Raw genomic sequence first — 23,425 nt, forward strand, 5'->3', positions numbered from 1 at the left:
ATGCAAGCGCTTTAGTGCCAAAGCACTGGGTCCCCGCCTCCGCGGGGATGAGCGGAAATGAGGTGTGCTATTCGCGCTCGGGCTTCAACGGACGGGTCAGCAGGCTCTCGATCGCCTGATCCACCGTCAGCTCGCCCGCCAGCACCGCCGCCGTCGCCTCGCAGATCGGCGTATCGACGCCCAACTTGCGCGTCAGTTCGCGCACGGCCGGCGCGCTCTCATAGCCCTCGGCCACCGAGCGCTTGCCTTCCAGCGCCTGCTCAACGCTCAAGCCCTGCCCCAGGGCCAGGCCCAGGCTCATGTTGCGCGATTGCGGGCTGGAGCAGGTCAGCACCAGATCGCCGACGCCGCACAGGCCCGCCACCGTCTCGGCCTTGCCGCCCAGGGCCGTGGCCACGCGGACGATCTCGGCGTAGCCGCGGGTGATGACGGCGGCGTGAGCGCTGCGGCCCAGCTCGCGGCCCTCGACGATGCCGCAGGCGATGGCCAGCACGTTCTTCAGCGCCCCGCCCGTCTCGGCCCCGATCAGGTCGTCGGCGTAATAGGGGCGGAAGACCGGCCCCGACAGGGCGCCCGCCAGAGCCTCGGCCATCGCCGCATCGGCGCAGGCCAGGGTCACGGCGCTGGGCAGGCCCCGCGCCACCTCGGCGGCGAAGCTCGGCCCCGACAGCACAGCAGCCGTCGCCGACGGAATCGTCTCGGCCAGCACGTCCGTCATCAGCTTCAGCGAGCCGCGCTCAATTCCCTTGGAGCACAGGATAATCGGCAGGCCCGGACGCGCGTAGGGCGCAAAGGCCGTCAGCGTCGCCCGCATGTGCTGGGCGGGCGGCACGGCCAGGATCAGATCGCAGTCGGCCAGGTCCGCCAGGTCCGAAGTGACGTTGATGGCCGAATCCAGCTCGATCCCCGGCAGGAAGGCGTCGTTCATCCGGCGCGCGCGGATGCTCTCGATCACCTCGGGCTCGCGCGCCTGCAGGACGACGGCCAGACCCGCCGCCGCCGCGCTCTGCGCCAGGGCCGTGCCCCAGGCGCCGCCGCCAATTACGCCTGCCGTATGGAATTCCATGTCTTCTCCGGTCCCCCGACCCCCGCCGAGAGCCAAGCCGCTTTAAGCCTTGGCGCCCTTGCGGCCCGTTTTCTTGTGCACAGGATCAACGCTCGCGCGCGTCTCGTCCAGAGGCCATCGCGGCCGGGCCGCGACATCGATGTCGGAGGTCAGCCCTTTTTCCAGCCGTTCGGCCCCCGCCAGGGCGATCATCGCCGCATTGTCGGTGCAATAGGCCATCGGCGGCGCCAGGAAGGCGAAGCCGTGCTTGGCCGCCAGATCCTCCAGCGTCCGCCGGATCGTCTTGTTCGCCGCGACCCCGCCCGCCACCACGAACAGGCGATGTTCGTGTGCCTCGGCGTAATCCTTCATCGCCCGCTCAGTGCGTTCGGCCAATTGGCGCGCGATCACCTTCTGAACCGCATCGGCCAGATCGGCCCTGTCCTGTTCCGTCTCGCAGGTCTGGGCCAGCCGCGAGGCCGCCGTCTTCAGCCCTGAGAAGGAGAAGTCGCAGTCCTTGCGCCCCAGCAGCGCCCGCGGCAGCTCAAACCGCGACCCGTCGCCGGACGCCGCCAGCTTCTCCAGCGCCGGGCCGCCCGGATAACCCAGCCCCATGGCCTTGGCGATCTTGTCGAAGGCCTCGCCCGCCGCGTCGTCGATGGTCGTGCCCAACCGGCTCATGTCGCCGATGCCGCGCACCTCCAGCAGCTGGCAGTGGCCCCCCGACACCAGCAGCAGCAGGAAGGGATAGGTCGTCTCCGCCCCCAGCCGCGCCGACACCGCATGACCTTCCAGATGGTTGACCGCGATCAGCGGCAGCCCGCGCGCCAGCGCCGCCGCCTTGCCGTAGCTGAGGCCCACCATGACCCCGCCGACCAACCCCGGCCCCGCCGTCGCCGCCACGCCGTCAAGCGCGCTCCAGTCCAGCCCGGCCTCGCTCATGGCCCGACGCGTCACGCCGTCGATCATCTCCACATGGCTGCGGGCGGCGATTTCCGGCACCACCCCGCCATAGGCCGCATGGTCGTCGATCTGGCTGTGAATGACGCTGGACAGCACTTCGGCGCCCGCCGCCGACAGCCGCACCACCGAGGCGGCGGTCTCGTCGCAGCTGGTCTCCAGGCCCAGCACGGTCAATCCGTCCGACCGCCGTTCGGTTGCTCCGTCCGTCGCCCTGCTATAGTCCGCGTCCATCTTCATTGGGCGGAGTTAGCGACCCGCCCCCTCTTTCGCAACGGCGTCTCGACGTGACTGAACCCCTCCTCCGCATCGGCACCCGGCGTTCGCGCCTGGCCCTGGCCCAGTCCGGCATGATGCAGCGCGCCATCGGCCGCGCCCTGGGCGTGCCCGACGCCGAGGTCGAAACCCTGGTGCCCCTGGTCGAGATCGTCACCACCGGCGACCGCATCCAGGACCGCCGCCTGCTCGAAATCGGCGGCAAGGCGCTGTTCACCAAGGAGATCGAGGAAGCCCTGCTCGACGGCCGCGTCGACGTCGCCGTCCACTCGATGAAGGACGTCCCCGCCGAACAGCCCCCCGGCCTGGCCATCGCCGCCGTGCCCGAGCGCGAAGACCCCCGCGACGCCTTCATCAGCGACCATTACGCGACCTTCGCCGACCTGCCGCAGGGCGCCCGCTTCGGCACCGCTTCGCTGCGTCGTCAGGCGCAGGCGCTGGCCCTGCGTCCCGACCTCAACATCGAGATGCTGCGCGGCAACGTCGACACCCGGCTGAAGCGCCTGCGCGACGGCGACTTCGACGCCATCCTGCTGGCCTGTTCGGGCCTGAACCGCCTGGGCCTCGGCGAGGTCATCCGCCAGCGCCTGCCGCTGGACGCCTTCCTGCCCGCGCCGGGCCAGGGCGCACTGGCCCTGCAGACGCGCGAGGGCGACGTCGACGCCGCCTGGACCCGCGCCCTCAACCACGCCCCCACCGCCCTGGCCGTCGCCGCCGAGCGCGGAGCCATGGCCGCGCTGGAAGGCTCCTGCCGCACCGCCATCGGCGCCTACGCCCATATCGCGGACGGCCGCCTGCACCTCAGCACTGAAATGCTCAGCCCCGACGGTTCAGGCCGCTGGACCCGCTCAGGCGACATCGCCGCCGACGTCGACCCTGTCACGGGCCACGCCGCCGCCCGCGCCCTGGGCCTCGACCTCGGCGGCCAGATTCAGGCCGTCGCCGGCGACCAGAAGATCGCGCTCTAGGGCCATGACGCCGATCCGCCGCGTCTGGGTCACGCGCGCCGAACCGGGCGCCGCCCGCACGGCGGACCGGCTGGCGGCGCTGGGCTTCATACCGCTCATCGCGCCCCTGCTGACGCTCGCCCCCCTGCCCGGCGCCCTCGACGCCGCGCCTGACCCTGCCGCCGTCGCCGCCCTCGCCCTGACCAGCCCCAACGGCGTCGAGGCCTTCGCCCCGCTGATCCCGCGCTTCCGCAACCACCCGGTCTTCGCCGTCGGCGACGCCACCGCCGAAGCCGCCCACGCCGCGGGCTTCGCCAACGTGCGTTCGGCCTCCGGCGACATCCACGCCCTGGCCCGCCTGATCGCGGCCGAAGCCCCGCCCGGCCCGCTGCTGGCGCCCGGCGCCCGCGAACCGGCGGGCGACCTGCCCGCCCTGCTGCCCGACCGCCCGGTCCAGCGCCTGCCCGTCTACGCCGCCTTCGAGACCCATACGCCCGCTCCCGAAACCTTCGACGCCGTCATGCTCCACTCGCCTCGCGCCGCCCGCGCCTTGGCGGCCCACCTGCCCCGCGCCGCCGCATCCGGCCGCGTCGCCATCTGCATCTCCGAAGCCGCCGCCGCGCCCCTGCGCCCCTTCGATTTCGCCGAAATTCGCATCGCCGCCGCCCCGGACGAACCAGCGATGCTATCGGCTCTTGGCAAGCCTGCCGCTCCCGTATAAAGAGCCCTCCTCGCTCGCTCGCGCCTCCATGCGCGGACGACGCCGGGGCCGCTTTAGCTCAGCTGGTAGAGCACCTCATTCGTAATGAGGGGGTCAGGTGTTCGAGTCACCTAAGCGGCACCACTTCTCTCTTCGCCCTTCAGTATCGCCCCCACGCCTCAGACGGCGCATCCTCATGCCTGAACGTCAGGCGGCCAGGGCGCGGATAGGCCGAACCAGCGCGAGGTCGGACGGGGCGAAGCTACGGACCTCGTGGTTGCCGCGATAGAGGTCGATGCGCTCCAGGCGCGGCCAGTCGCGCGCGACTTCGGTCAGGCCTCGCACGGCCTCGACCTCGGTGGCGCCGGGCAGGACGCACAGCTCCGGCGTGATCGCCTCGGGCGTGTGGATCAGACAATAGAAGACGTCCATGGGCGCGCTCCCAACCTTCAGTCGCCGTCCCCTTGCCGAAGATTGATGACAGACAGGCGCTTGAAAGTGCGACGCTTTGGAGAAGTCGCATCAAGGATATTCAACCCGAGAGGTCGCCCCCACGACAGAAGCCGCCTTGCACGTATAAGCATATCTTTATATGTCTGGCGGCCTTATCGTCACGCAGGAGCCTGCCTTGGCCCGTTCGTCGTTCCTCTTCACCTCCGAGAGCGTCTCGGAAGGCCATCCCGACAAGGTCGCCGATCAGATTTCGGACGCCATTGTCGATCTGTTCCTGTCCAAGGATCCCGAAGCGCGGGTGGCCTGTGAAACTCTGACGACGACCAATCTGGTGGTGCTGGCCGGCGAGATCCGCGGCAAGGGCATCATGGACACGGAAGGCCACTGGGCGCCCGGCGTCGAACAAGAGATCGAAGAGACCGCGCGCGGCGTGGTGCGCGACATCGGCTATGAGCAGGACGGCTTCCACTGGAAGACCTTCCGCTTCGAGAACAACCTGCACCCGCAGTCGGCCCACATCGCTCAGGGCGTCGATGCGGCCGCCGACAAGGACGAAGGCGCGGGCGACCAGGGCATCATGTTCGGCTACGCCTCGAACGAGACGCCCGAGCTGATGCCGGCCACCCTGCAATACAGCCACAACATCCTGAAGGCCCTGGCCGACGCCCGTCACTCGGGCCGGGAGCCGGGCCTGGAGCCCGACGCCAAGAGCCAGGTCACCCTCTATTACGAGAACGGCCGTCCGGTGCGTGCGGCCTCCATTGTCGTCTCGACCCAGCACAAGGCCAATCTGAGCCAGGATCAGGTCGCGGCCATCGTGAAGCCCTATGTCGAGCAGGTGCTGCCGGAAGGCTTCATCACCGCCGACACCGAATGGCACATCAACCCGACCGGCACCTTCGTCATCGGCGGGCCGGACGGCGACGCCGGGCTGACCGGGCGCAAGATCATCGTCGACACCTACGGCGGCGCGGCCCCGCACGGCGGCGGCGCCTTCTCGGGCAAGGATCCGACCAAGGTCGACCGCTCGGCCGCCTACGCCTGCCGCTACCTGGCCAAGAACGTCGTCGCTGCGGGCCTGGCCGACCGCTGCACCATCCAGATCAGCTACGCCATCGGCGTGTCCAAGCCCCTGTCGGTCCACGTCGACCTGCACGGCACGGGCAAGATCGACGAGGCGGTGCTGGAAACCGAACTGCCCAAGCTGATCGGCGGCGCCTCGCCGCGCGCCATCCGCGAGCATCTGGGCCTGAACAAGCCCATCTATCGACGCAGCGCCGCCTATGGCCATTTCGGCCGCACGCCGGACGCCGACGGCGGCTTCTCCTGGGAAAAGACCGACCTGGTCGACGCCCTCAAGGCCCTGGCGGCCTGACGCCTCTAAGCGGCTGAAAATCCAGCCTGAAACGAGGGCGTCGCGGATCAGTTCGCGGCGCCCTCGACGCATTGGGGCGCCCGCGCTCCAATCCCGCCCTTGCATCGCGGCGCGTCTGGTCCTTTAAGCGCGCCGAACGCCTCCCCGCGCGTCTCCTGACCCTTGCGCCTCCTGAAAGGATTCACCGACCGATGAGCAAGCCCGCCCCCAAGAAAGTCGTCCTCGCCTATTCGGGCGGGCTGGACACGTCGATCATCCTGAAGTGGCTTCAGGAGGAATACGGCGCCGAGGTCGTGACCTTCACCGCCGACCTGGGCCAGGGCGAAGAGCTCGCCCCCGCCAAGGAGAAGGCGCTGAAGCTGGGCATCAAGCCCGAGAACATCTTCATCGACGACCTGCGCGAAGAGTTCGTGCGCGACTTCGTCTTCCCGATGTTCCGCGCCAACACCGTCTATGAGGGCCAGTATCTGCTGGGCACCTCGATCGCCCGCCCGCTGATCTCCAAGCGCCAGATCGAGATCGCCCGCATGGTCGGCGCCGACGCCGTCTGTCACGGAGCCACCGGCAAGGGCAACGATCAGGTCCGCTTCGAGCTGGGCTACTATGCGCTGGAGCCTGACATCCGCGTCATCGCCCCGTGGCGCGAATGGGACTTCAAGTCCCGCGAGGCCCTGCTGGACTTCGCCGAGAAGCACCAGATCCCGATCTCCAAGGACAAGCGCGGCGAGGCCCCCTTCTCGGTCGACGCCAACCTTCTGCACTCCTCGTCCGAGGGCAAGGTGCTGGAAGACCCGGCCGTCGAGGCGCCCGAGTTCGTGCACCAGCGCACCATCTCGCCCGAAGCCGCGCCCGACACGCCGACCGTCATCACCATCGCCTATGAAAAGGGCGATCCGGTCGCCATCGACGGCGAGGCCTTGTCGCCCGCCGCCCTGCTGACCAAGCTGAACCAGCTGGGCCACGACAACGGCGTCGGCCGTCTGGACATGGTCGAGAACCGCTTCATCGGCATGAAGTCGCGCGGCGTCTATGAGACCCCGGGCGGCACCATCCTGCTGGCCGCCCATCGCGGCATGGAGTCGATCACGCTCGATCGCGGCGCCATGCACCTGAAGGACGAGCTGATGCCGAAATACGCCTCGCTCATCTACAACGGCTTCTGGTTCAGCCCCGAGCGCGAGATGCTTCAGGCCGCCATCGACCACAGCCAGCAGAAGGTCTCGGGCACGGTCCGCGTGAAGCTCTACAAGGGCAACATCACCATCATCGGCCGCGAAAGCCCCAACAGCCTGTACGACCAGGACCTCGTGACCTTCGAGGAAGGCGTCCAGGCCTATGACCACAAGGACGCCGAGGGCTTCATCAAACTGAACGCCCTGCGCCTGCGCGTCCTGGCCAAGCGGGACGGCCAGAAGGGCTAAACGCCCTCTTGAAATCCAAGCCTACCGGGGCCGGGCGATTCTCAGGATCGCCCGGCTTCTGTCATCCGTGACCCAGATGGAGCCGTCCGACGCCGTCGCCATCGTCACCGGCGAGCCGCGCGGATGGCGCCCGGCGATCTTGTCCCAGCCGGGCGTCAGCACCTTGCCGTTCACGCTGGGCGCCCCCGCCGGATAGGACAGCGCCCCGCGCGGATAGATGGCGTAGCGTCCGCCGATGTCGGTCAGCGGCCGCCCCGTTTCATCCGTCTCGACCGCCACGATACGCCCGGCCGCGCGGCGGAAACCGTGCCAGGTCATCAGCAGCCGTCCCTGTAGCTCGGGGAACATCGCCCCCTCGTAATAGATCAGGTCCAGCGGCGCCGCATGCGGCGGCAACAGGGCGATCGGCTTCTCGCGCTCCCCACAGCGCGCCTGGGCTGCGGGCCAGCCCGGCAGGGGCGTGGCCAGATCGACGCAATAGGGCCAGCCGTAATGACGCCCCTGTCTCAGGACATTCACCTCGTCATAGGGATGGTTCGGCGTGTCCAGATCGACGGAGTTCTCGGCCTGAAGCACCGTGCCCGACGGGTGCCGCACCAGGGCGATGGAGTTCCTCAAGCCTGAGGCGAAGACGCTGCTGTCCTCAGCCCAGCGGCCGTTCCCCAGATAGGCGTGACGCCGCACCTGCGCCGTCGCTGCATCCTCAGTGCAGGCTCCGCGCGCATCGACCTTCGGCTTGCCCGCCGCATCGAGACAGCGGTCGCTGGGCGCCCCGACATTGACCAGCAGGTCGCCGTTCCCGTCGAAGACGAAGCTGGACAGCGGGTGGCGGTTGTCGTGCAGCCGGTTGTCCGGCAGGTCGCCGATGACGGTGCGGACGCTGGCCTGCGCATCGGCGGCGTCGGGGTCCAGCGTCAGGATGCGGTTCATCTCGGACACATAGATGCGCCCGTCCGGCCCGCGCTTGACCGTGTGCGGCATGGACAGGCCGCCCGCCAGCCGCCGCCAGCGCGCGCTGCCGTCCGCCGCGAACGACAGCCGCCACACCGCCCCCTTGCCCGCCTCCCAGGCGCCCAGGTCCGTGACCAGCCAGTCGCCGCCTTCCAGAGGCATCAGGCCGCGCGGCATCCGCGGTCCTTCCTGCCCGCCGCCCTGCCACACCAGCCCCAGACAATAGCCGGGCGCCATCCGCACCCCGGTCGCCGGACGCCCGTCGCAGTCGCCCTCGACGGCGTAGCTCCGCGCGCCCGCCTGAGCGCGGGCGTCGCCCGGCGCCAGGCCGACCGTCAGCGCCAGGGCTGAGGCCAAGGCGGCGGAGAGGGCGATGGTGAAGGCGGGGGCGGCGCGCGGAGTCGGTTTCATTCCTCCATGCTGACGCTTGCGCTCGCCCGGTGGCAAGGCCAACTTGCGGCCATCTCCGGTCGATCGTCCGGCGTACCCTTCTTGACGGCTTCGGCCGTCGCCAGCCGGAGTTCTCCGTTGAACCGTCTTCCCCTCGCCGCCGCCGCGGCGCTGACCCTGTTCGCCGCCCCCGCCTTCGCCGCCGTTCAGGACCCGCCGCCGCCCGCCCCGGCGATCACCGCCCAGCCCGCTCTCTCGCCCGAGGAAGCCGCCTTCGCGGCCAAGGGCGAAGCCTTCAACGCCGAGGCCGAGCGCATGGGCGCCGAGCTTGAGACGATCATGGACGACGCCAGCCTGGACGCCGCGGCCAAGAAGACCCGCACCGACGCGGTCCTGAACCAGTACGAGCCCAAGTTCGCCGCCTTCGCCGACGAATACGGCGCCTTCCTGCGCGTCATGGCCGAGAAGCCTGAGAACGCTGACAAGAAGGCCGAAATTCTGGCGGCCGCTGACGGCGCCTCGGCTCAGCTGCGCGGCGTGCCCGCCCAAATCCGCACCGCCATTGAAGGCGCCCTGGCCGCCCCGCCGGCCCCGCCCGCCGTCGACTAAGACGCCTGAGCGCGAGATCGCGCCTTACCGCGATTTCACTTGAGCCGAGCCCTCCTTCGGCGGACCCTGCGCGGCGTCCGCCGAAGGAGCTTCGTCATGACCCGCGCCCTCCCCCTCGCCTCGCTTTCCCTGGCCGCCGCCCTGGCCCTGCTGCCGGTCTCGACCGCCGTGGCCCAAGAGCAGAAGACCCCCGCCGAGACCCGTCTGGAAGCCGCCGCCGCCGTCTTCGAGCAGAAGATGGAGGAGTTCGGCGCCCGCGCCGAGCGCATCCAGGCCGATCCCGACCTGACCGAAACCCAGAAGGGCCTGCGCGTCGCGGCCCTGTGGTCCGACTATCAGCCCCACGTCGTCGACTTCACCGCCGAGGCCACGCGTCAGGCCGGTCAGATCGCCGAGGCGGCCCTGGCCGAGATCGACGTCGAAGCCATCGTTCGCGAAGCCATGGCCGAAGTCGAACCCGTGGTTCACGGTCTGACGACCAACGGCGCCTGGGCCCAGATCGACCCCGAACAGATGGTCACCTACGGCCTGGTGGCCCAGTACGGCTTCGACCTGGCCTTGGACGCGCTGGAGGAGACCGCCCTGGCGGCGCCGCCGCTGGACTCCGACGGCCCGGTCCCCTGCCCCGCCTGAACGGGACTGGCTGAGCGGGACTGGCTGACCCAAAACCCGGCTTGACCTGAGCCCGCTTGCGCCCGAAAGGGCCTTATGGCCGCGCTTCCTGTCGATCCGCATCTGTACCTGGCTTTTCTCGGCGTCATGGCCGTGATGGCGGTGACGCCCGGCCCGGCCAACATCTTCGCCGTCGCCACCGGCATGGAGAAGGGCAAGGCCGCCGCCCTGACCGCCGTCCTGGGCATGAACACCGCCACCCTGGTGTGGTTCGGAGCCGCCGCCCTGGGTCTGGGCGCCCTGGTGATCGCCTTCCCCCAGGTGTTCCGCGTCATCGCCGTCCTCGGCGCCCTCTATGTCGCCTGGCTCGGGATCAAGGCCCTGCGCGGCGCCTTCGCCACCGCCGCCGAACCGGCGCACATCGAGGTCAAGCGCGGGCGCAGCGCCCTGGTCGACGGCTTCATGGTCCAGATCGCCAACCCCAAGGCCATCCTGTTCTTCACCGCCGTCCTGCCGCCCTTCCTGGACATCAACCGCCCGCTGGCGCCCCAACTGGCCCTGTTCGCCGTGACCACCGTCGGCATGGACGGCCTGTCGATGTGCGCCTACGGCCTGGGCGGGGCCGCCCTGGCGCGACAGATGACCGCGCCGCGTTTCCGCAAGGGTTTCGGCATTGTGGTCGGATGCCTTCTGCTCCTCGCCGCCGTCCTCATCGTCTCGCGTCTGTGATGGGCGCGCGATGGGCGGTTCGGAACTTGACCATTCACCCCCCGTTCAGACCGACGGGCGTTCAATGAGCGCTCAAGGAGAGTTTTCCATGATGAAGCTTCGCAAAACCCCGGTGCTGATCGCCCTGGCGGGCGCGCTCGCCCTGGGCGCCTGCGCGACGGCCACCCCCTATCAGCCGGCCGGCTCGAAGGGTCAGGGCGGCTATGCCGAGCAGCGCCTGGAGTCCAACCGCTACGCCGTCAGCTTCTCGGGCAATTCGGTCACCTCGCGCGACCAGGTCGAAATGTCCCTGCTGCTGCGCTCGGCCGAACTGACGGTCGAGAACGGCTACGACTGGTTCGCCACCGTGACCCGCGCCACGGACCGCGACACCCGGTTCTACACGACGCCGGATCCCTTCTACTACGACCGCTACGGCCCCTATTGGGGTCCGTCCTGGCGCTTCTACCAGCGCGGCTACTGGAGCACCTGGGATCCGTACTGGGGCCGGGACCGCGATATCCGCCAGGTCGACCGTTATGAGGCCACGGCCGAGATCGTCATGGGCCGCGGCGCCAAGCCCGCCGGCGACGTCAACGCCTTCGACGCCCGCGAGGTCATCCGCAACCTCAGCCCGCGCGTGACTCGTCCGGCTTCCTAAGTAGGCCGCTAACGCTCGCCGCGCGGCGGCTCGCTGCTTGAGCGGCCCTTGCTGCGAGCTACGTCGCTCGCCGCTTAAGCAGCGAGAGGCGCCAGACATGACAACGCCCGCTTCCGGCGACGGAGGCGGGCGTTTCTGCATCAAGCGGCTTGCATCAGCCGATGCGCGGATTCTTCAGGCGGCGCTTGTTCGCGTGGGTCGCCGGGGCCGTGCCCAGGGCCTCGGGCACCTCGCCCTTGAAGTAAAAGCGCTGCCACGCCTCCTTGGCCGCGTCGGGGTCGCCCGAGGCGAGGCGGGTGTTGAAATCGGTGCGCGATCGGTTCCAGGCCTCGAACTGCCCCTTCATGCCGGGGTTGGACTCCAGCGAACGGATCACCGGCTCGAACTGCTCCACCTTGCGATGCTCGACCGGCAGGATGAAGCAGAAGGGCTCGCCCTTCTCGAACTTGATCCGCCCCGGCCGCGTGAAGATCCAGTTCATGGTGAAGGGGAACGGCAGCCAGTCCGTCTCGATCAGGCCGCTCAGCGGCTGGATGCCGTCCTTGACGTGGTTGGGCGAGCCCTGGGCGATTAGCCCCCAGCCCGGCGGCGTGCGGAACAGATACTGCGGGTGCATGGTCAGCACCCCGCGTGAGAAGTGCGAGGTGACGAAGTGATCCAGCTCCGGCTGCGGCCGGTCCGGCGTGATCTTGATGTCCGTCTGCGACGGCCCGCCGTTCCACTCAGCCGTGAAGCCGAACGGGCACAGGATCTCCCACCCTGTGGTGTTGGCCATGGTCAGCGGCAGACAGCGATAGGGGTGACGGCTGGCGAAGGCGTCCATCCAGTTGCGCGACTGGCGGCCCGGCACGAGATCGCACGGCCGAGCGTTCATCGGATAACATTCCAGTTCCAAGACGCGGCTCCCAAACTTGACGAACAGGGGGGTGATGACGAGGGTCTGTTCCTCCCCTATCGCCCCCGCCGCCCGCCCGACAAGACCGAGATGACCGCCATCGCCGCCAACCAGGCCTCCGCCGCCCTGACTTCGCCCGCCCCCGCGCCCGCGTATGACCGCGCCCGCCTGCTGGCCTGGATGGCCGAGCACGGGATCGAACAGGCCACCCACGACCACCCGGCCGTCTTCCGCGTCGAGGAGGGGCTGGACCTCAAGGCCGACCTGCCGGGCCTGCACACCAAGAACCTGTTCCTCAAGGACAAGAAGGGCCGCCTGTGGCTGATCTCGGCGGCCCAGGACACGGTCATCGACCTGAAGCGCGCCCACCGCGCCATGGGCTCGGACCGCCTGTCCTTCGGCAATGAGACCCTGCTGTGGGAGACCCTCGGCGTGCGCCCCGGCTCGGTCACGGCCCTGGGCCTGATCAACGACACGGAGCGCCGCGTCACCTTCGTTCTGGACCGCCGCCTGTGGGAGGCCGCTGTCGTCAACTTCCACCCCCTCGCCAATACGGCGACCACTGCGCTGAGCCAGGACAGCTTCCGCCGCGTGCTGGCCCAGTTGGACCGCGAGCCGCTCGTCGTGGATTTCGGCGCCCTGGACTGAGGGCCGCCCCAGCCCTTACTCGGACTGCACCACCTCGCCTCCGGAATCGGCCTGAGCCTCCAGCCAGCGCAGTCGCATCATCTGCAGCTGGATCGACCACTCGCTGCGAGCCTGCTCGACGGGATCCAACTCGTCGATCGAGGCGGTCAGCCGTTTCAGCTCTACGTCGACAGTCTGCTTCAGATCGCGCAACGCCTTGGCCCGCCTGGCGGGCGCTAACGTCCGCCACAGGCCCGCGCGCAGTCTGAAGGGATCGACGCCGACGCTGGTCGCCCGCACCGGATCACAAACCCAGGCCTCCACGGCCGCCACGCCTTCTTCCGACAGCACCAGAAGACTGCCTTTGCGGCCAGTGGTGATCGGGCTGCTCTCGATCAGCCCCGCCGCGACCAGGCGCCGAATAGCGGGATAGACCGCGCCTGCGCTGCCGCTCCACTCAATGGACGGGGAGGTCTGGAAGGCCCTCCTCACCTTGAAGGCGGTCCGATTGTGGCGGTGATGAATCTCCGAAAGGACGGCGCCCTCCAGCTCGCTCAAGCCATGTGAAGGTTTTGTCATTTGACCGCGATCCGCTTGATAGTACTAATCGTACTATTAGTTGAGAGGTTGTCCATGCGTTCCCCGTTCTTCCATCTAGCGCTCGCTGCCATCGTATTCGCCGTCCCCTCCCATGCGCTCGCACAGTCCAAGACGCAGCGCCCGACGATCAGCCTCTTTCAGTCCAATGATCGTGTATTGGTCATGCTGACCATTGGCGACAACCCTCCCCTGCCTGCCGTTTTCGACACCGGCACCAACGGCAATGTCATCGACATGGGCGTCGCTGAAAAACTCGGTCTGGAGAACAGGGGCGGCTCCCGCTCCATCGACGGCAGCACCGGCAAGCCGGTGCCAGGGTTCGAGACCTTCATCGCCGACGCCAGCCTCGGCGGAACCCCGATCCAGGACGCACGCGCCACCGCCATGGCCTTCAACCACCCCAATGAAGTCGCCATCATCGGACCGAACAGCTTTCCCGGCCAATATGTCATGATGGATCTGGCCAAGAGCCGCCTGACTCTGTTCGCCCCGGACGAGGCCCCGAAAGCCGGAGAAGGCTTCCCCTATCTGGGCCACGACGGCGCCGCCCTGCCCTCACTCGACATTCAGGTGGAGGGGCGGGCGATCGCCGCCATTCTCGACACCGGCAACAACAGCGACTTCCTGCTGCCGCTGAGCATGGCCGACGACCTTCCCCTCGAAGCCGCGCCCGTCGTTATCGGCCGCGCCGTTTCCGCCGCCGGCGCCCAAGACGTCTACGAAGCTCGCCTTGACGGCGACGTCTCCGTCGCGGGCCTGACGATCCCTCACCCCCGCATCCGCTTCATCGCCGGGGGCCGTCCCAATATCGGCATGCCGGTCCTGCGCCAGTTAAAGCTGATGTTCGATCCCGTGGCGCGCCGCACCTGGGTCGTGGCGAAAGAGCCCTCCGCGCGCTGAGCAAGACCTGCCCTGGAAAGTCCCGTTTCCCGGAATCACCCTGTCTAAGGAAGGCGGCAAGGCGTAATATCGCCGTTCTCGACTTCATCACGCGCGCCTGTGCGGCGGACGTTCATCGCGTCAGGCCCTGGAAGGGGACGGTGCATGAGACTGTTCTGGAAAGCCTTCGCCGTGGGCGGAGCGGGTCTGGTGCTGGCCGGGCCGATGACCGCCCTCCCCGCGTCCGACGCCGCAACGGCGCTGCGCCTTGAGCGTCTGTTCGGCGGCGTCTGCGGGCCGGGTTCAGGCGGCGGCGCCCTGGCCCGCAGCCTGCTGGTCGCCTCGGCCGTCGCCGCGCCCGCCAGTCAGGCCCAGCCCATCCCCCTCTATCCCGACCTGACGACCTCGCCGTTCAAGGCGACGACCGACGACGCCGGCGCCCAGGCCTATTTCAGCCAGGGGCTGACGCTGGCCTACGGCTTCAACCACGCCGGGGCCGTGCGCTCCTTCCGCGAGGCGCAGAGCCGCGATCCCGAATGCGCCGCCTGCTGGTGGGGCGAGGCCATGGCCCTGGGCCCCAACATCAACGCTCCGATGGACGAACGCGACCGGGCGGCGGCGCTCAAGGCCCTGAACCGCGCCCTGGTCCTGAGCGCCGGAGCCGCGCCGCACGAGCAGGCGCTGATCGACGCCCTGGGCCTGCGATACTCCGACGATCCGGCGGCGGACCGCGCCGCCCTGGACGCCGCCTACGCCGACGCCATGCTGGTCGCCGCGCGCCGTTTTCCCGACAACGACGACATCGCCGTCCTGGCCGCCGAGGCGGCGATGGACACCACGCCCTGGAACTATTGGGAGGCGGACAAGCGCACCCCGATCGGCCGCACCGGCGAGGCGATCCGCCTAATCGAGACCGTCCTGGACCGCAGCCCCGACCATCCGCAGGCGGCCCACCTCTATATTCACCTGATGGAGGCCGCCGATCCCGCGCGGGCCGAGGCGGCGGCCGACCGCCTGGCCGCCGCGCGTCCCGCCAGCGCGGGCCATCTGGTGCACATGCCCGGCCACATCTATCTGCGGCGCGGCCGCTACGCCGAGGCCATGCGCCTGAACATCGCAGCGGCGCGGGCGGACGAGGCCTTCATCCGCGACACCAACGACGAGAGCCTGGTCCGCTACGGCTACTATCCGCACAACATCCACTTCATCGTCGCCTCGGCCCAGATGGCCGGCGATATGGAGACGGCCCTGCGCGAAGCGCGGCGCCTGCGCACCGTGCTGGACCCCGAGACCTCGGCCCGCATCGCCTGGGTCCAGGTCATCGACGCCGCCCCCTATCAGGCCCTGGCCCAGTTCGCCGAACCGCGCGCCGTCCTGGCCGCGCCCGCGCCCGACGCCCGCCTGCCCTACGCCGCCGCCATGCGCCATTACGCCCGCGCCGTCGCCCACGCCCAGTTGCGCGATCAGAAGAGCTTCGACCGTGAAATGGCGGCCCTGAACGCGCTGAAGGCCTCCCCCGCCCTGGCCGAGATGGTCGCCCAGGGCGTGCCCGCGCCCGATCTTCTGGCCCTGGCCGAGGCCGTGGCTTACGGGCGCATGGCCATGGCGCGCGGCCGCCCCGCCGAGGCGACGGAGCATTATCGTCGCGCCGCCGATCTGGAGGCCGCCCTGCCCTATATGGAGCCCGCCTTCTGGTACTATCCGGTGCATCAGTCGCTGGGCGCGGCCCTCTATCAGGCCGGGCGTCCGGACCTGGCCGCCGACGCCTTCCGCCTGGCCCTGGCCCAGACGCCGAACAACGGCTGGGCACTCTACGGCCTGGCCCGCGCCGAAGCCGCCCAGGGCCGCGCCGCCGAAGCCGCCGCCGCCGACCAGGCCCTCAAGACCGCCTGGTTGGGCGACGCCCGCTGGCTGCGGATGGATCGGCTGTAGGCTTCGTCTCCTACCGCCGAAGCGAGACACATCCTATCCGCCCTCTCGGTCTCAACCCCGCACCGGTCGAAAACCGCCCCCTACACACAAACCTGTGTTATGCAACCATTCCGCAGCACGAGGGAGGTCGCGGACATGGTGGGATGGCTCTGGATATCGATGCTGGTGGCGACCGAACCTACCAGCGGCGCCTGGAGGCATGTCATCGACGATCCGGGGAACGCACTTCTGGCGGTCAACACAGCCGATATCACCGGCCCGCGTCACCATCGCATCGTCACAGTCGCTGCGGTCAATAATGGCGCCCTGGCCCACCTTGGCGGTTACGCCCTGACGAGGGTGGCGATAGATTGTGAAGCAAACCGTACTTCTCTGGCTGGCTTGGAAGTGAAGACTCGAGATGGGACGGTTCTTCGCTCCGTTAAGCCGGAAAACCTCGGCGTCGAACCCGGCGATGCTGCGGACGTCTCTTCATCTGTGCTCGCCATGGCCTGTGATGGCGTCGAAATGACAACCCCTGCCTTCAAGACCGACGTGGACTTCATGGCCTGGGCCATCCCGCGTCTAGCCAGGCGCTGACGGGCGCCCGCTTCTGACACACCCGTCCACTATCAGAGGCTGACTTCCCACTGATCGGTGACGGATTTCAGACGATTCAGACGAATTGGACTCTGTTTTTTCCGCTCTCCTCGCCTTCGCCTGCGGCAAGGCGCGCTTTCGGCTTGATGGCGAGGCATCCCGACGCCATCTGATCCGTTACCTTCCTTCGTCTTGCCTTGCGGACCCGACCATGACCTTCGCCGACCCGTCCCTGACCACCCCGCCCGACCTCATCAAGGACGGCACGGACGCCTCCTTCATGACCGACGTGATCGAGGCCTCGAAGCATCAGCCGGTCATCGTCGACTTCTGGGCGACCTGGTGCGGGCCGTGCCGGACTCTCGGCCCCGCTCTGGAAAAGGCCGTGCGCGCCGCCAAGGGGGCGGTGAAGATGGTCAAGATCGACGTCGACGCCAACCCGGCCTATGCGGGCCAGTTGCGGGTGCAGTCGATCCCGACCGTCTACGCCTTCGTCAACGGCCAGCCGGTCGACGGCTTCCAGGGCGCCGTTCCCGACAGCCAGATCAAGGCCTTCATCGACAAACTGACCGGCGGCGAAGGCGTCAACACCGACGTCGAGCAACTGCTGTCGCTGGGTGAGGAATCGCTGGGCCTCAGCGATCTGGGCGGCGCCGCCCAGGCCTTCGCCCATGTGCTGACGATGGAGCCGGACAATCAGAAGGCCATCGCCGGCATGGCCCGCGTCTATCTGGCCGAAGGCGACGCCGAACAGGCGGCCCAGACCATCGCCATGGCCCCCGCCGATTCCACCGAGCTGACGGTTCAGGCCGTGCGCGCCCAGCTGTCGCTAGCCTCGGCCGCCCCGACCGGCGCGACCGCCGAGCTGGAAGCCCGGCTGGCCGCGAACAAGAACGACCACGAGGCCCGCTTCGACCTGGCCCAGGCCCTGGCCTCGGCGGGCGATCTGAAGGGGGCGGTCGACCACCTGTTGACCATCGTCCAGGCTGAGCGCGAGTGGAACGACCAGGCCGCGCGCAAGCAGTTGCTGACCGTTTTCGAGGCCGCCGGCCCGACCAGCGAAGTCGCCCGCGACGGACGACGACGCCTGTCCTCCATCCTGTTCTCCTAACGGCGCGATCATGGCTCAGGGCTACGTCAAGGCCAGCGAACTTCCCCAGGTGATCCCGGTGTTTCCCTTGCCGGGATCCATCCTCCTGGCGCGAGGGCAGCTGCCGCTGAACATCTTTGAGCCGCGCTATCTGAACATGGTGGACGACGCCATGGCGGGCGACCGGATGATCGGCCTGATCCAGCCGGTCGGCCCCGCAGGCCTACGCCCGCCCCTGACCCGCGTCGGTTGCGCCGGGCGGATCACCAGCTTCGCCGAGACCTCGGACGGGCGCTATCTGATCACCCTGACCGGGGTGTGCCGCTTCGCCGTGGCGACCGAAATGCAGGTCCGCACCCCCTATCGCCAGGCGCGGGTCGACTTCCTGCCCTATGAGTCGGACCTGCGCGCCCCGGACCCGACCGAGGATTTCGACCGCCAGCCCTTCCTCTCGGCCCTGGCGCCCTATCTGGCGGGACGCGGCATGGACATCGACTGGGACACCGCCCGCGCCGCGCCGCAGGAAGCCCTGGTCAACAGCCTGGCCATGGCCCTGCCCTTTGATCCGCCCGAGAAACAGGCCCTGCTGGAAGCCCTGACCCTGACCGAGCGCGAAGCGGCCCTGACCGCCCTCCTGCGCATCGAAGCCGTCGCTCCCGACGACGACGAACCCGGTCCAGCAATGCAGTAGCATCCGCAAACGCCAGACGGTAAAACGCCGCCACCACACAGCCGCTCCGCACGGCAGCCATCCGGGCGCCCGACGCCCTCAAGCAGCGAGCGCCCGCGGCGCGAGCGATAGGGCACTTAAAATAATGAGCGACGCCTTCAACACCCCCGTCTCGGTCGATCCCCGCCTGCTGGAAGTGCTGGTCTGTCCGGTCACGCGCGGCCGCCTGACCTATGACCGCGAGCGCAATGAACTGGTCTCGGCGGGCGCCAAGCTGGCCTTCCCCATCCGCGACGGCGTGCCGATCATGCTGGCCGAAGACGCCCGCCCGCTGGACTGATCGTCAGGGCGCCGAACCCTTACGCCGCGCTTAGGCGGCGGCCCGGTTTCCTCATCGCGCCCTTATGGCCCTCGGGTGTTTCTTCGTCTCATGAAGGAGCCCCCCATGAGCCGCCGCGCCCTGCTGAACCAGTCGCTGAGCCGCCCAGGCCCGACCGAACCCGCCGCCCCCAGCGTCTGGCGCATGGCCCAGACCGTGCTGGCCCTCTATCTCGGCTGCACGCCCCGCAACGGGAGCCGCCCGCGATGATGAGCGGCTATCCCGACGGGCGCCCCGCCGCCCCTCATCGCCACCGCGCCTATGGCGTCGTCGCCCGCGACGGCGGCTGGTGCGTCACCCTGGACGACTGCGCCACCCGCCCCTTCAAGGACCGCGAGGCCGCCGTGCACATCGCACGCCAGCTGCAGCGTCAGGCTGACGGGCTGAACCCGATCGAGCCCCGCTCATGAGCGCCGCTCGCGCCAAGGCCCGGCCCGTCCTGTTCGAGATTCGCCGCCTGGGCCGCGTCTGGCGCCTGACCTCCTCGGACGGGCTCTTCTTCGGCCTGTTCCAGAACCGGGCCTCAGCCCTGCGCTGCGCGGTGGAAGAAGCCGACCGCCGCGACGACGCCGACGTGCTGCTACACACCCACGACTGAGCCGAGCAGCTGACTTAGCGCAAAGCCCGGTAGGCCCTCTTACAAGCTCTCGCCGCGCAGGAGGCGGGGCAGGTCTCCCGTCGCCCCGCCGGCCTCGTGCATGAAGGCGCGGCGCAGGGGGGCGATGCGGTTGACCGCCGCCATGCCCAGATCGCGGGCCAGCCGCACCGGGGCGATGTCGTTGGAGAACAGCCGCACGAAGCCGTCAAAGCCTGCCGCCAGCGCCGCGTTGTCGAACCGGCGCCAGCGGGCGTAGCGCTCCAGCACCAGTTCCGAGCCGATATCCTCGCCGATGCGCGCGGCCTCGGTCAGCACCTCCGACAGGGCGGCGACGTCCTTCAGACCCATGTTCAGCCCCTGCCCCGCCACCGGGTGCACCCCGTGGGCCGCGTCGCCGATGATGGCCATGCGCGGCGCGGTCAGACTCTCGGCCAGTTGCAGCGACAGGGGATAGACGAAGCGCGGCCCCTCGATCGTCAACCCGCCCAGAAAATCGCCGAACCGGCGCGTCAGATGGGCGTGGAAAGCCTCGTCCGAGGCCGAACGCAGGGCCTCGCCCCGGCGGGTGCTCTCGGTCCAGACCAGATTGGCCCGGTTTTCCGTCAGCGGCAGGATGGCGAAGGGACCGTCCGGCAGGAAATACTCATGGGCGACGTTGCCGTGCGGCTTCTCCATGCGGACGGTGCAAACCACGCCGCTCTGCTGATAGGTCCAGCCGAAGACGTCGATGCCCGCCGCGCGGCGCACGGTCGAGTTGCGGCCCTCGGCCCCGATCACGAGCGGCGCCGACAAGGTCGAACCGTCCTTCAGCGTCACCGTCGCCCGGCCCGGCCCGACCGCCACATCGGCCACGGCGGCGGGGGCGCGGACCTCCAGGCCTCTGGCCTCGACAGCTTCAGCCAAGGCGACGCGCAGGCGACGATTCTCGACCATATAGCCCAGCGGTTCGCCGCCATTGCGGTCGCCGATCTCGTCCGCGTCAAAGCGGATATAGGCGGCTGAGGGCTTGCGGCTGGCGGCGCCGGGACGGCGGCCGTCCGTTACCAGAATGCGGTCCATGCGGCAGGCGTGAGGCTCCAGCGCCTCACCCAGCCCCAGCGCCTTCAACATGCGGAAGTTGGCGTAGGAAATCGCCGTCGCCCGCCCGTCAAAGGTCGGCGCCAGCTGGGCTGTGAACGGCTGAGGGTCCACCATGACGGAGCGCAGGCCCCCCTGCGCCGCCGCCAGCGCAAAGGTCGCCCCGACCAGGCCTGCGCCGGCGATGATGATGTCGTAGTCGTCCGATCCGCTCATGGTGTCGTTCTAGGCCCGTATCGCGCGTCACGCTACCAGCAGCCCGCCTCCGCCATGGGACATAAGGGCTCATCTCCGTCCGCAAAGGCCAAGCTGGTAAATGCAGCTTTAACCTTATGCGAGGCAGTAAGGGCGAGAGTCCTGTTTAGAATCCCGTTTCTGGGGGTCCGCCTTCATGTCCGCCGCCCTCGCGCTCGGCCAACGCGTCTGGAGCACCGCCCGCATCGTCTGGGCGGCGCCCTTCGCCGTGCGGTTCAGGGGCGTGCTGCAGGCCATGCTGGCCGCCCTGCTTCTGGTGGCCCTGATCTCGTGGAACCCGGCGGATCCCAGCTGGAACGCCGCCTCGATCCAGGCGCCGACCAACTGGCTGGGCGGCGCCGGCGCGACCTTCGCCGATCTGGTCATGCAGTCGCTGGGGCTGGCCGCCTGGCCCGCCGTCCTGCTGCTGATCGCCTTCGGACTGGCTGTGGCGATCGGCGACGCCTTGCAGCACCGGCTGCAGCCGACGCCGTTCAAGGTCTTCTGCGCCGTCGTGGGCGTGCTGCTGCTGTCGGCCGCCCTGTCGGCCCCGGCGGCGCCCGCGAAATGGCCGCTGGCGGCGGGCATGGGCGGTTTATGGGGCGACGCCGTCACCGGCCTGGCCGCCAATGGACTGGGCGCGCTGAAGGTGCCGGGCGCGCGCATCATCCTGGGCGTGCTGTTCCTGGTTCTGGCGCTGTGGAGCCTGGCCTACACCGTGGGCCTGCGCCTGCGCGACTTCACCGACACCGCCGGCTGGGCCGCCCAGAAGGGCGCCGAAGCCCGCGCCGCCAAGGGGTCGAAACCCGCCAAGGCCGCCAAGCCGGGCAAGGCGCCGCGCGCCGTGGCTGAAACCGCCGCCCGCAAGCCGCGTCACCGCCTGCCCGACGCCGACGAGATAGAGGCCGACGGCCCTCTCGCCGCGCCCGTTCAGCCTCAGGCCGCCTTTACGCCCGCCGCAGACGCATACGACGATGCAGACGGATACGCCGATGAAGCCGACGCCTACACCCCGCCGTGGGAGGATGCGGCCCCGGCCCCCATCGCCCCGCCTTCAGCCCGAGCGCCCAAGTCGAACGAGCCCAAGGTGGCGGCCGTCAAAGCGCCCAAGCCCGTGCGCAGCGATACCGACCAACAGGCCTTCGACTTCGCCAATGAGGGCGGCTTCGAGCTGCCGCCGCTGGGCATCCTGGCCAAGCCCGGCCAGCGCGGCGGCGCCGTCGACGAGGAGTCGCTGAAGGCCAACGCCAAGATGCTGGAGGGCGTGCTTCAGGAGTTCGGCGTGCGCGGCCAGATCGACCAGATCCGCCCCGGCCCCGTCGTCACCCTGTATGAACTGGTGCCCGCGCCCGGCGTGAAGCACGGCCGCGTCGTGGCCCTGGCCGACGACATCGCCCGCTCCATGTCGGCCCGCGCCTGCCGCATCAGCGTGGTTCAGGGCCGCAACGCCATCGGCATCGAACTGCCCAACGCCAAGCGCGAGACCGTCTTCCTACGCGACCTGCTGGCGTCCGGCGAATACGACAAGAAGAGCCATCTGCTGCCGCTGGCCCTGGGCGAAACCATCGGCGGCGAGCCTTACGTCGCCGATCTGGCGCGGATGCCTCACCTGCTGATCGCGGGCACCACCGGCTCGGGCAAATCGGTCGGGGTCAACGCCATGATCCTGTCGATCCTGTATCGCCACTCGCCCGCCGAGTGCCGCTTCATCATGATCGACCCCAAGATGCTGGAGCTGTCGGTCTATGACGGCATCCCGCACCTGCTGGCGCCGGTCGTGACCGATCCCAAGAAGGCTGTCGTCGCCCTGAAATGGACCGTGCGCGAGATGGAGGACCGCTATCGCCGGATGTCCAAGCTCGGCGTGCGCAACGTCGCCAGCTACAACGACCGCGCCCGCGAGGCCCAGGAAAAGGGCGAGCATTTCGAGCGCACCGTCCAGACCGGCTTCGACGAACAGGGCCGTCCGGTCTACGAGAGCGAGAAGATCCGCCCCGAGCCCATGCCCTATCTGGTCGTGGTCATGGACGAGATGGCCGACCTGATGCTGGTCGCCGGCAAGGATGTGGAAGGCGCTGTCCAGCGTCTGGCCCAGATGGCGCGCGCGGCGGGCATCCACCTGATCATGGCGACCCAGCGCCCGTCGGTGGACGTCATCACCGGCACCATCAAGGCCAACTTCCCGACCCGGATCTCCTTCCAGGTCACGTCGAAGATCGACAGCCGCACCATCCTGGGCGAACAGGGCGGCGAGCAGCTGCTGGGTCAGGGCGATATGCTCTACATGGCGGGCGGCGGACGCATCACCCGCCTGCACGGCCCCTTCGTCGGCGATCAGGAGGTCGAGGAGGTCTGCAAACACCTGCGCGCCCAGGCCGAGCCGGAATACCTCGATCTGATCACCGACGAGCCGGACGGAGACGGCGACGGCGCCTATGGCGATGAAGGCGGCGGCACCGGAGACGACCTGTATGATCGCGCCGTGGCCGTGGTCACGCGCGACCGAAAGGCCTCGACCTCCTACGTCCAGCGCCGTCTGCAGATCGGCTACAACCGCGCCGCCACCCTGATCGAACGCATGGAGCAGGAAGGCGTCGTCAGCCCGGCGAACCACGCCGGCAAGCGCGAGGTGCTGGCCGGGCCGCCTCCTATGGTTTGACTGTCGGCTCCGCCGAGGCGGCGGCTTTGCCGCCGGGCGCTATCGCTCGCCGCGCGGCGGCTCGCTGCTTGAGGACGTGAGGCGTTTAAGCGTCGACT

At 69.1% G+C, this 23,425-nt stretch carries 26 protein-coding genes and 1 tRNA gene; 20 read left to right on the forward strand and 7 right to left on the reverse strand.

Features of this window, described 5'->3' with window-relative positions; translation table 11 throughout:
- Positions 1–67: 67 nt before the first annotated feature.
- Together FM111_RS13515 and tsaD are read right to left on the reverse strand one after the other, a co-directional pair.
- Complete coding sequence (locus FM111_RS13515) at positions 68–1,066, reverse strand: NAD(P)H-dependent glycerol-3-phosphate dehydrogenase (protein WP_087141452.1); 999 nt, start codon at positions 1,064–1,066, stop codon at positions 68–70.
- Between the two features lie 42 nt (positions 1,067–1,108).
- Positions 1,109–2,245: a tRNA (adenosine(37)-N6)-threonylcarbamoyltransferase complex transferase subunit TsaD gene (gene tsaD / locus FM111_RS13520; protein ID WP_143276123.1), complete on the reverse strand. Its 1,137-nt coding sequence runs from the start codon at positions 2,243–2,245 to the stop codon at positions 1,109–1,111.
- Positions 2,246–2,292: 47 nt separating this feature from the next.
- On the opposite strand from tsaD, the gene hemC reads away from it, so the two are divergent.
- From hemC to FM111_RS13535, 3 genes are all read left to right on the forward strand, one after another.
- Positions 2,293–3,249, forward strand: a complete 957-nt coding sequence (gene hemC, locus FM111_RS13525; protein ID WP_179205107.1) for a hydroxymethylbilane synthase — start codon at positions 2,293–2,295, stop codon at positions 3,247–3,249.
- A gap of 4 nt (positions 3,250–3,253) precedes the next feature.
- Positions 3,254–3,949: a uroporphyrinogen-III synthase gene (locus tag FM111_RS13530; RefSeq protein WP_087141453.1), complete on the forward strand. Its 696-nt coding sequence runs from the start codon at positions 3,254–3,256 to the stop codon at positions 3,947–3,949.
- 47 nt (positions 3,950–3,996) lie between these two features.
- Positions 3,997–4,072: transfer RNA gene (locus tag FM111_RS13535), tRNA-Thr, on the forward strand.
- A gap of 63 nt (positions 4,073–4,135) precedes the next feature.
- On the opposite strand, the gene FM111_RS13540 is transcribed toward FM111_RS13535, so the two are convergent.
- The gene (locus FM111_RS13540) at positions 4,136–4,360 is read right to left on the reverse strand and encodes an oxidoreductase (RefSeq protein ID WP_087141454.1); all 225 of its coding nucleotides are present in this window, start codon (positions 4,358–4,360) and stop codon (positions 4,136–4,138) included.
- Between the two features lie 196 nt (positions 4,361–4,556).
- On the opposite strand from FM111_RS13540, the gene metK reads away from it, so the two are divergent.
- Complete coding sequence (metK, locus tag FM111_RS13545) at positions 4,557–5,756, forward strand: methionine adenosyltransferase (RefSeq protein WP_087141475.1); 1,200 nt, start codon at positions 4,557–4,559, stop codon at positions 5,754–5,756.
- Between the two features lie 191 nt (positions 5,757–5,947).
- Positions 5,948–7,177, forward strand: a complete 1,230-nt coding sequence (locus tag FM111_RS13550) for an argininosuccinate synthase (RefSeq protein ID WP_087141455.1) — start codon at positions 5,948–5,950, stop codon at positions 7,175–7,177.
- Positions 7,178–7,198: 21 nt separating this feature from the next.
- On the opposite strand, the gene FM111_RS13555 is transcribed toward FM111_RS13550, so the two are convergent.
- Positions 7,199–8,539 carry a PQQ-dependent sugar dehydrogenase gene (locus tag FM111_RS13555; RefSeq protein ID WP_087141456.1) on the reverse strand — a complete coding sequence of 447 codons (1,341 nt, stop codon included), beginning with the start codon at positions 8,537–8,539 and terminating at the stop codon, positions 7,199–7,201.
- A 117-nt stretch (positions 8,540–8,656) separates the two neighbouring features.
- Here FM111_RS13555 and FM111_RS13560 point away from each other — a divergent pair, with 117 nt between their 5' ends.
- The 4 genes from FM111_RS13560 (at position 8,657) to FM111_RS13575 (ending at position 11,108) form a co-directional block, all read left to right on the forward strand.
- Entirely contained in the window at positions 8,657–9,127 is a 471-nt protein-coding gene (locus FM111_RS13560) for a translation initiation factor IF-2 (RefSeq protein ID WP_256968303.1), read from the forward strand.
- 96 nt (positions 9,128–9,223) lie between these two features.
- Positions 9,224–9,760: a hypothetical protein gene (locus tag FM111_RS13565; protein ID WP_087141458.1), complete on the forward strand. Its 537-nt coding sequence runs from the start codon at positions 9,224–9,226 to the stop codon at positions 9,758–9,760.
- 75 nt (positions 9,761–9,835) lie between these two features.
- On the forward strand, positions 9,836–10,468 hold the full coding sequence (locus FM111_RS13570; RefSeq protein ID WP_087141459.1) for a LysE family translocator: 633 nt from the start codon (positions 9,836–9,838) through the stop codon (positions 10,466–10,468).
- Between the two features lie 88 nt (positions 10,469–10,556).
- Positions 10,557–11,108: a CC0125/CC1285 family lipoprotein gene (locus tag FM111_RS13575; RefSeq protein WP_373407979.1), complete on the forward strand. Its 552-nt coding sequence runs from the start codon at positions 10,557–10,559 to the stop codon at positions 11,106–11,108.
- A gap of 154 nt (positions 11,109–11,262) precedes the next feature.
- Here the strand turns inward: FM111_RS13575 and FM111_RS13580 are convergent, their stop codons facing one another.
- Positions 11,263–12,003 carry a DUF6065 family protein gene (locus tag FM111_RS13580; protein WP_087141461.1) on the reverse strand — a complete coding sequence of 247 codons (741 nt, stop codon included), beginning with the start codon at positions 12,001–12,003 and terminating at the stop codon, positions 11,263–11,265.
- Positions 12,004–12,093: 90 nt separating this feature from the next.
- Between FM111_RS13580 and FM111_RS13585 the strand changes: the two genes are divergently transcribed.
- Entirely contained in the window at positions 12,094–12,651 is a 558-nt protein-coding gene (locus tag FM111_RS13585; protein ID WP_087141462.1) for a prolyl-tRNA synthetase associated domain-containing protein, read from the forward strand.
- Between the two features lie 15 nt (positions 12,652–12,666).
- Here FM111_RS13585 and FM111_RS13590 read toward each other — a convergent pair whose 3' ends face one another.
- Entirely contained in the window at positions 12,667–13,188 is a 522-nt protein-coding gene (locus FM111_RS13590; RefSeq protein ID WP_087141463.1) for a PadR family transcriptional regulator, read from the reverse strand.
- Between the two features lie 75 nt (positions 13,189–13,263).
- Here FM111_RS13590 and FM111_RS13595 point away from each other — a divergent pair, with 75 nt between their 5' ends.
- From FM111_RS13595 to FM111_RS13630, 9 genes are all read left to right on the forward strand, one after another.
- Positions 13,264–14,130, forward strand: a complete 867-nt coding sequence (locus FM111_RS13595; RefSeq protein WP_087141464.1) for a pepsin/retropepsin-like aspartic protease family protein — start codon at positions 13,264–13,266, stop codon at positions 14,128–14,130.
- Between the two features lie 144 nt (positions 14,131–14,274).
- Complete coding sequence (locus FM111_RS13600; protein ID WP_087141465.1) at positions 14,275–16,041, forward strand: hypothetical protein; 1,767 nt, start codon at positions 14,275–14,277, stop codon at positions 16,039–16,041.
- A gap of 135 nt (positions 16,042–16,176) precedes the next feature.
- Positions 16,177–16,620 carry a hypothetical protein gene (locus FM111_RS13605; RefSeq protein WP_143276125.1) on the forward strand — a complete coding sequence of 148 codons (444 nt, stop codon included), beginning with the start codon at positions 16,177–16,179 and terminating at the stop codon, positions 16,618–16,620.
- A gap of 211 nt (positions 16,621–16,831) precedes the next feature.
- On the forward strand, positions 16,832–17,731 hold the full coding sequence (gene trxA / locus FM111_RS13610; RefSeq protein WP_087141467.1) for a thioredoxin: 900 nt from the start codon (positions 16,832–16,834) through the stop codon (positions 17,729–17,731).
- A 10-nt stretch (positions 17,732–17,741) separates the two neighbouring features.
- Positions 17,742–18,401, forward strand: coding sequence for an LON peptidase substrate-binding domain-containing protein (locus FM111_RS13615; RefSeq protein WP_087141468.1), 660 nt, complete (start codon positions 17,742–17,744; stop codon positions 18,399–18,401).
- 124 nt (positions 18,402–18,525) lie between these two features.
- Entirely contained in the window at positions 18,526–18,720 is a 195-nt protein-coding gene (locus FM111_RS13620; RefSeq protein WP_003166576.1) for a Trm112 family protein, read from the forward strand.
- 105 nt (positions 18,721–18,825) lie between these two features.
- Positions 18,826–18,969, forward strand: a complete 144-nt coding sequence (locus tag FM111_RS16410; RefSeq protein WP_179205109.1) for a hypothetical protein — start codon at positions 18,826–18,828, stop codon at positions 18,967–18,969.
- Entirely contained in the window at positions 18,966–19,169 is a 204-nt protein-coding gene (locus tag FM111_RS13625; RefSeq protein WP_087141469.1) for a hypothetical protein, read from the forward strand. Before FM111_RS16410 ends, FM111_RS13625 begins: the two co-directional genes overlap by 4 nt.
- Positions 19,166–19,357 (forward strand): hypothetical protein, encoded by a 192-nt coding sequence (locus FM111_RS13630; protein ID WP_087141470.1) that lies wholly within the window; start codon positions 19,166–19,168, stop codon positions 19,355–19,357. Before FM111_RS13625 ends, FM111_RS13630 begins: the two co-directional genes overlap by 4 nt.
- Before the next feature lie 39 nt (positions 19,358–19,396).
- Here the strand turns inward: FM111_RS13630 and FM111_RS13635 are convergent, their stop codons facing one another.
- The gene (locus tag FM111_RS13635; protein ID WP_087141471.1) at positions 19,397–20,650 is read right to left on the reverse strand and encodes a UbiH/UbiF/VisC/COQ6 family ubiquinone biosynthesis hydroxylase; all 1,254 of its coding nucleotides are present in this window, start codon (positions 20,648–20,650) and stop codon (positions 19,397–19,399) included.
- A gap of 175 nt (positions 20,651–20,825) precedes the next feature.
- Here FM111_RS13635 and FM111_RS13640 point away from each other — a divergent pair, with 175 nt between their 5' ends.
- Positions 20,826–23,327, forward strand: a complete 2,502-nt coding sequence (locus FM111_RS13640) for an FtsK/SpoIIIE family DNA translocase (protein WP_087141472.1) — start codon at positions 20,826–20,828, stop codon at positions 23,325–23,327.
- Positions 23,328–23,425 lie beyond the last annotated feature (98 nt).

This window comes from Brevundimonas diminuta 3F5N (genome assembly GCF_900163625.1).
Taxonomy (GTDB): domain Bacteria; phylum Pseudomonadota; class Alphaproteobacteria; order Caulobacterales; family Caulobacteraceae; genus Brevundimonas; species Brevundimonas diminuta_A.

Excerpts from the sequence above, each read along its gene's own strand:
- FM111_RS13515 (WP_087141452.1), bottom strand. The coding sequence starts at position 1,066 with ATGGAATTCCATACGGCAGGCGTAATTGGCGGCGGCGCCTGGGGCACG.
- tsaD (WP_143276123.1), bottom strand. The coding sequence starts at position 2,245 with ATGAAGATGGACGCGGACTATAGCAGGGCGACGGACGGAGCAACCGAA.
- FM111_RS13530 (WP_087141453.1), top strand. The coding sequence starts at position 3,254 with ATGACGCCGATCCGCCGCGTCTGGGTCACGCGCGCCGAACCGGGCGCC.
- FM111_RS13540 (WP_087141454.1), bottom strand. The coding sequence starts at position 4,360 with ATGGACGTCTTCTATTGTCTGATCCACACGCCCGAGGCGATCACGCCG.
- FM111_RS13550 (WP_087141455.1), top strand. The coding sequence starts at position 5,948 with ATGAGCAAGCCCGCCCCCAAGAAAGTCGTCCTCGCCTATTCGGGCGGG.
- FM111_RS13555 (WP_087141456.1), bottom strand. The coding sequence starts at position 8,539 with ATGAAACCGACTCCGCGCGCCGCCCCCGCCTTCACCATCGCCCTCTCC.
- FM111_RS13565 (WP_087141458.1), top strand. The coding sequence starts at position 9,224 with ATGACCCGCGCCCTCCCCCTCGCCTCGCTTTCCCTGGCCGCCGCCCTG.
- FM111_RS13570 (WP_087141459.1), top strand. The coding sequence starts at position 9,836 with ATGGCCGCGCTTCCTGTCGATCCGCATCTGTACCTGGCTTTTCTCGGC.
- FM111_RS13575 (WP_373407979.1), top strand. The coding sequence starts at position 10,557 with ATGATGAAGCTTCGCAAAACCCCGGTGCTGATCGCCCTGGCGGGCGCG.
- FM111_RS13585 (WP_087141462.1), top strand. The coding sequence starts at position 12,094 with ATGACCGCCATCGCCGCCAACCAGGCCTCCGCCGCCCTGACTTCGCCC.
- FM111_RS13595 (WP_087141464.1), top strand. The coding sequence starts at position 13,264 with ATGCGTTCCCCGTTCTTCCATCTAGCGCTCGCTGCCATCGTATTCGCC.
- FM111_RS13600 (WP_087141465.1), top strand. The coding sequence starts at position 14,275 with ATGAGACTGTTCTGGAAAGCCTTCGCCGTGGGCGGAGCGGGTCTGGTG.
- FM111_RS13605 (WP_143276125.1), top strand. The coding sequence starts at position 16,177 with ATGGTGGGATGGCTCTGGATATCGATGCTGGTGGCGACCGAACCTACC.
- trxA (WP_087141467.1), top strand. The coding sequence starts at position 16,832 with ATGACCTTCGCCGACCCGTCCCTGACCACCCCGCCCGACCTCATCAAG.
- FM111_RS13615 (WP_087141468.1), top strand. The coding sequence starts at position 17,742 with ATGGCTCAGGGCTACGTCAAGGCCAGCGAACTTCCCCAGGTGATCCCG.
- FM111_RS13620 (WP_003166576.1), top strand. The coding sequence starts at position 18,526 with ATGAGCGACGCCTTCAACACCCCCGTCTCGGTCGATCCCCGCCTGCTG.
- FM111_RS16410 (WP_179205109.1), top strand. The coding sequence starts at position 18,826 with ATGAGCCGCCGCGCCCTGCTGAACCAGTCGCTGAGCCGCCCAGGCCCG.
- FM111_RS13625 (WP_087141469.1), top strand. The coding sequence starts at position 18,966 with ATGATGAGCGGCTATCCCGACGGGCGCCCCGCCGCCCCTCATCGCCAC.
- FM111_RS13630 (WP_087141470.1), top strand. The coding sequence starts at position 19,166 with ATGAGCGCCGCTCGCGCCAAGGCCCGGCCCGTCCTGTTCGAGATTCGC.
- FM111_RS13635 (WP_087141471.1), bottom strand. The coding sequence starts at position 20,650 with ATGAGCGGATCGGACGACTACGACATCATCATCGCCGGCGCAGGCCTG.
- FM111_RS13640 (WP_087141472.1), top strand. The coding sequence starts at position 20,826 with ATGTCCGCCGCCCTCGCGCTCGGCCAACGCGTCTGGAGCACCGCCCGC.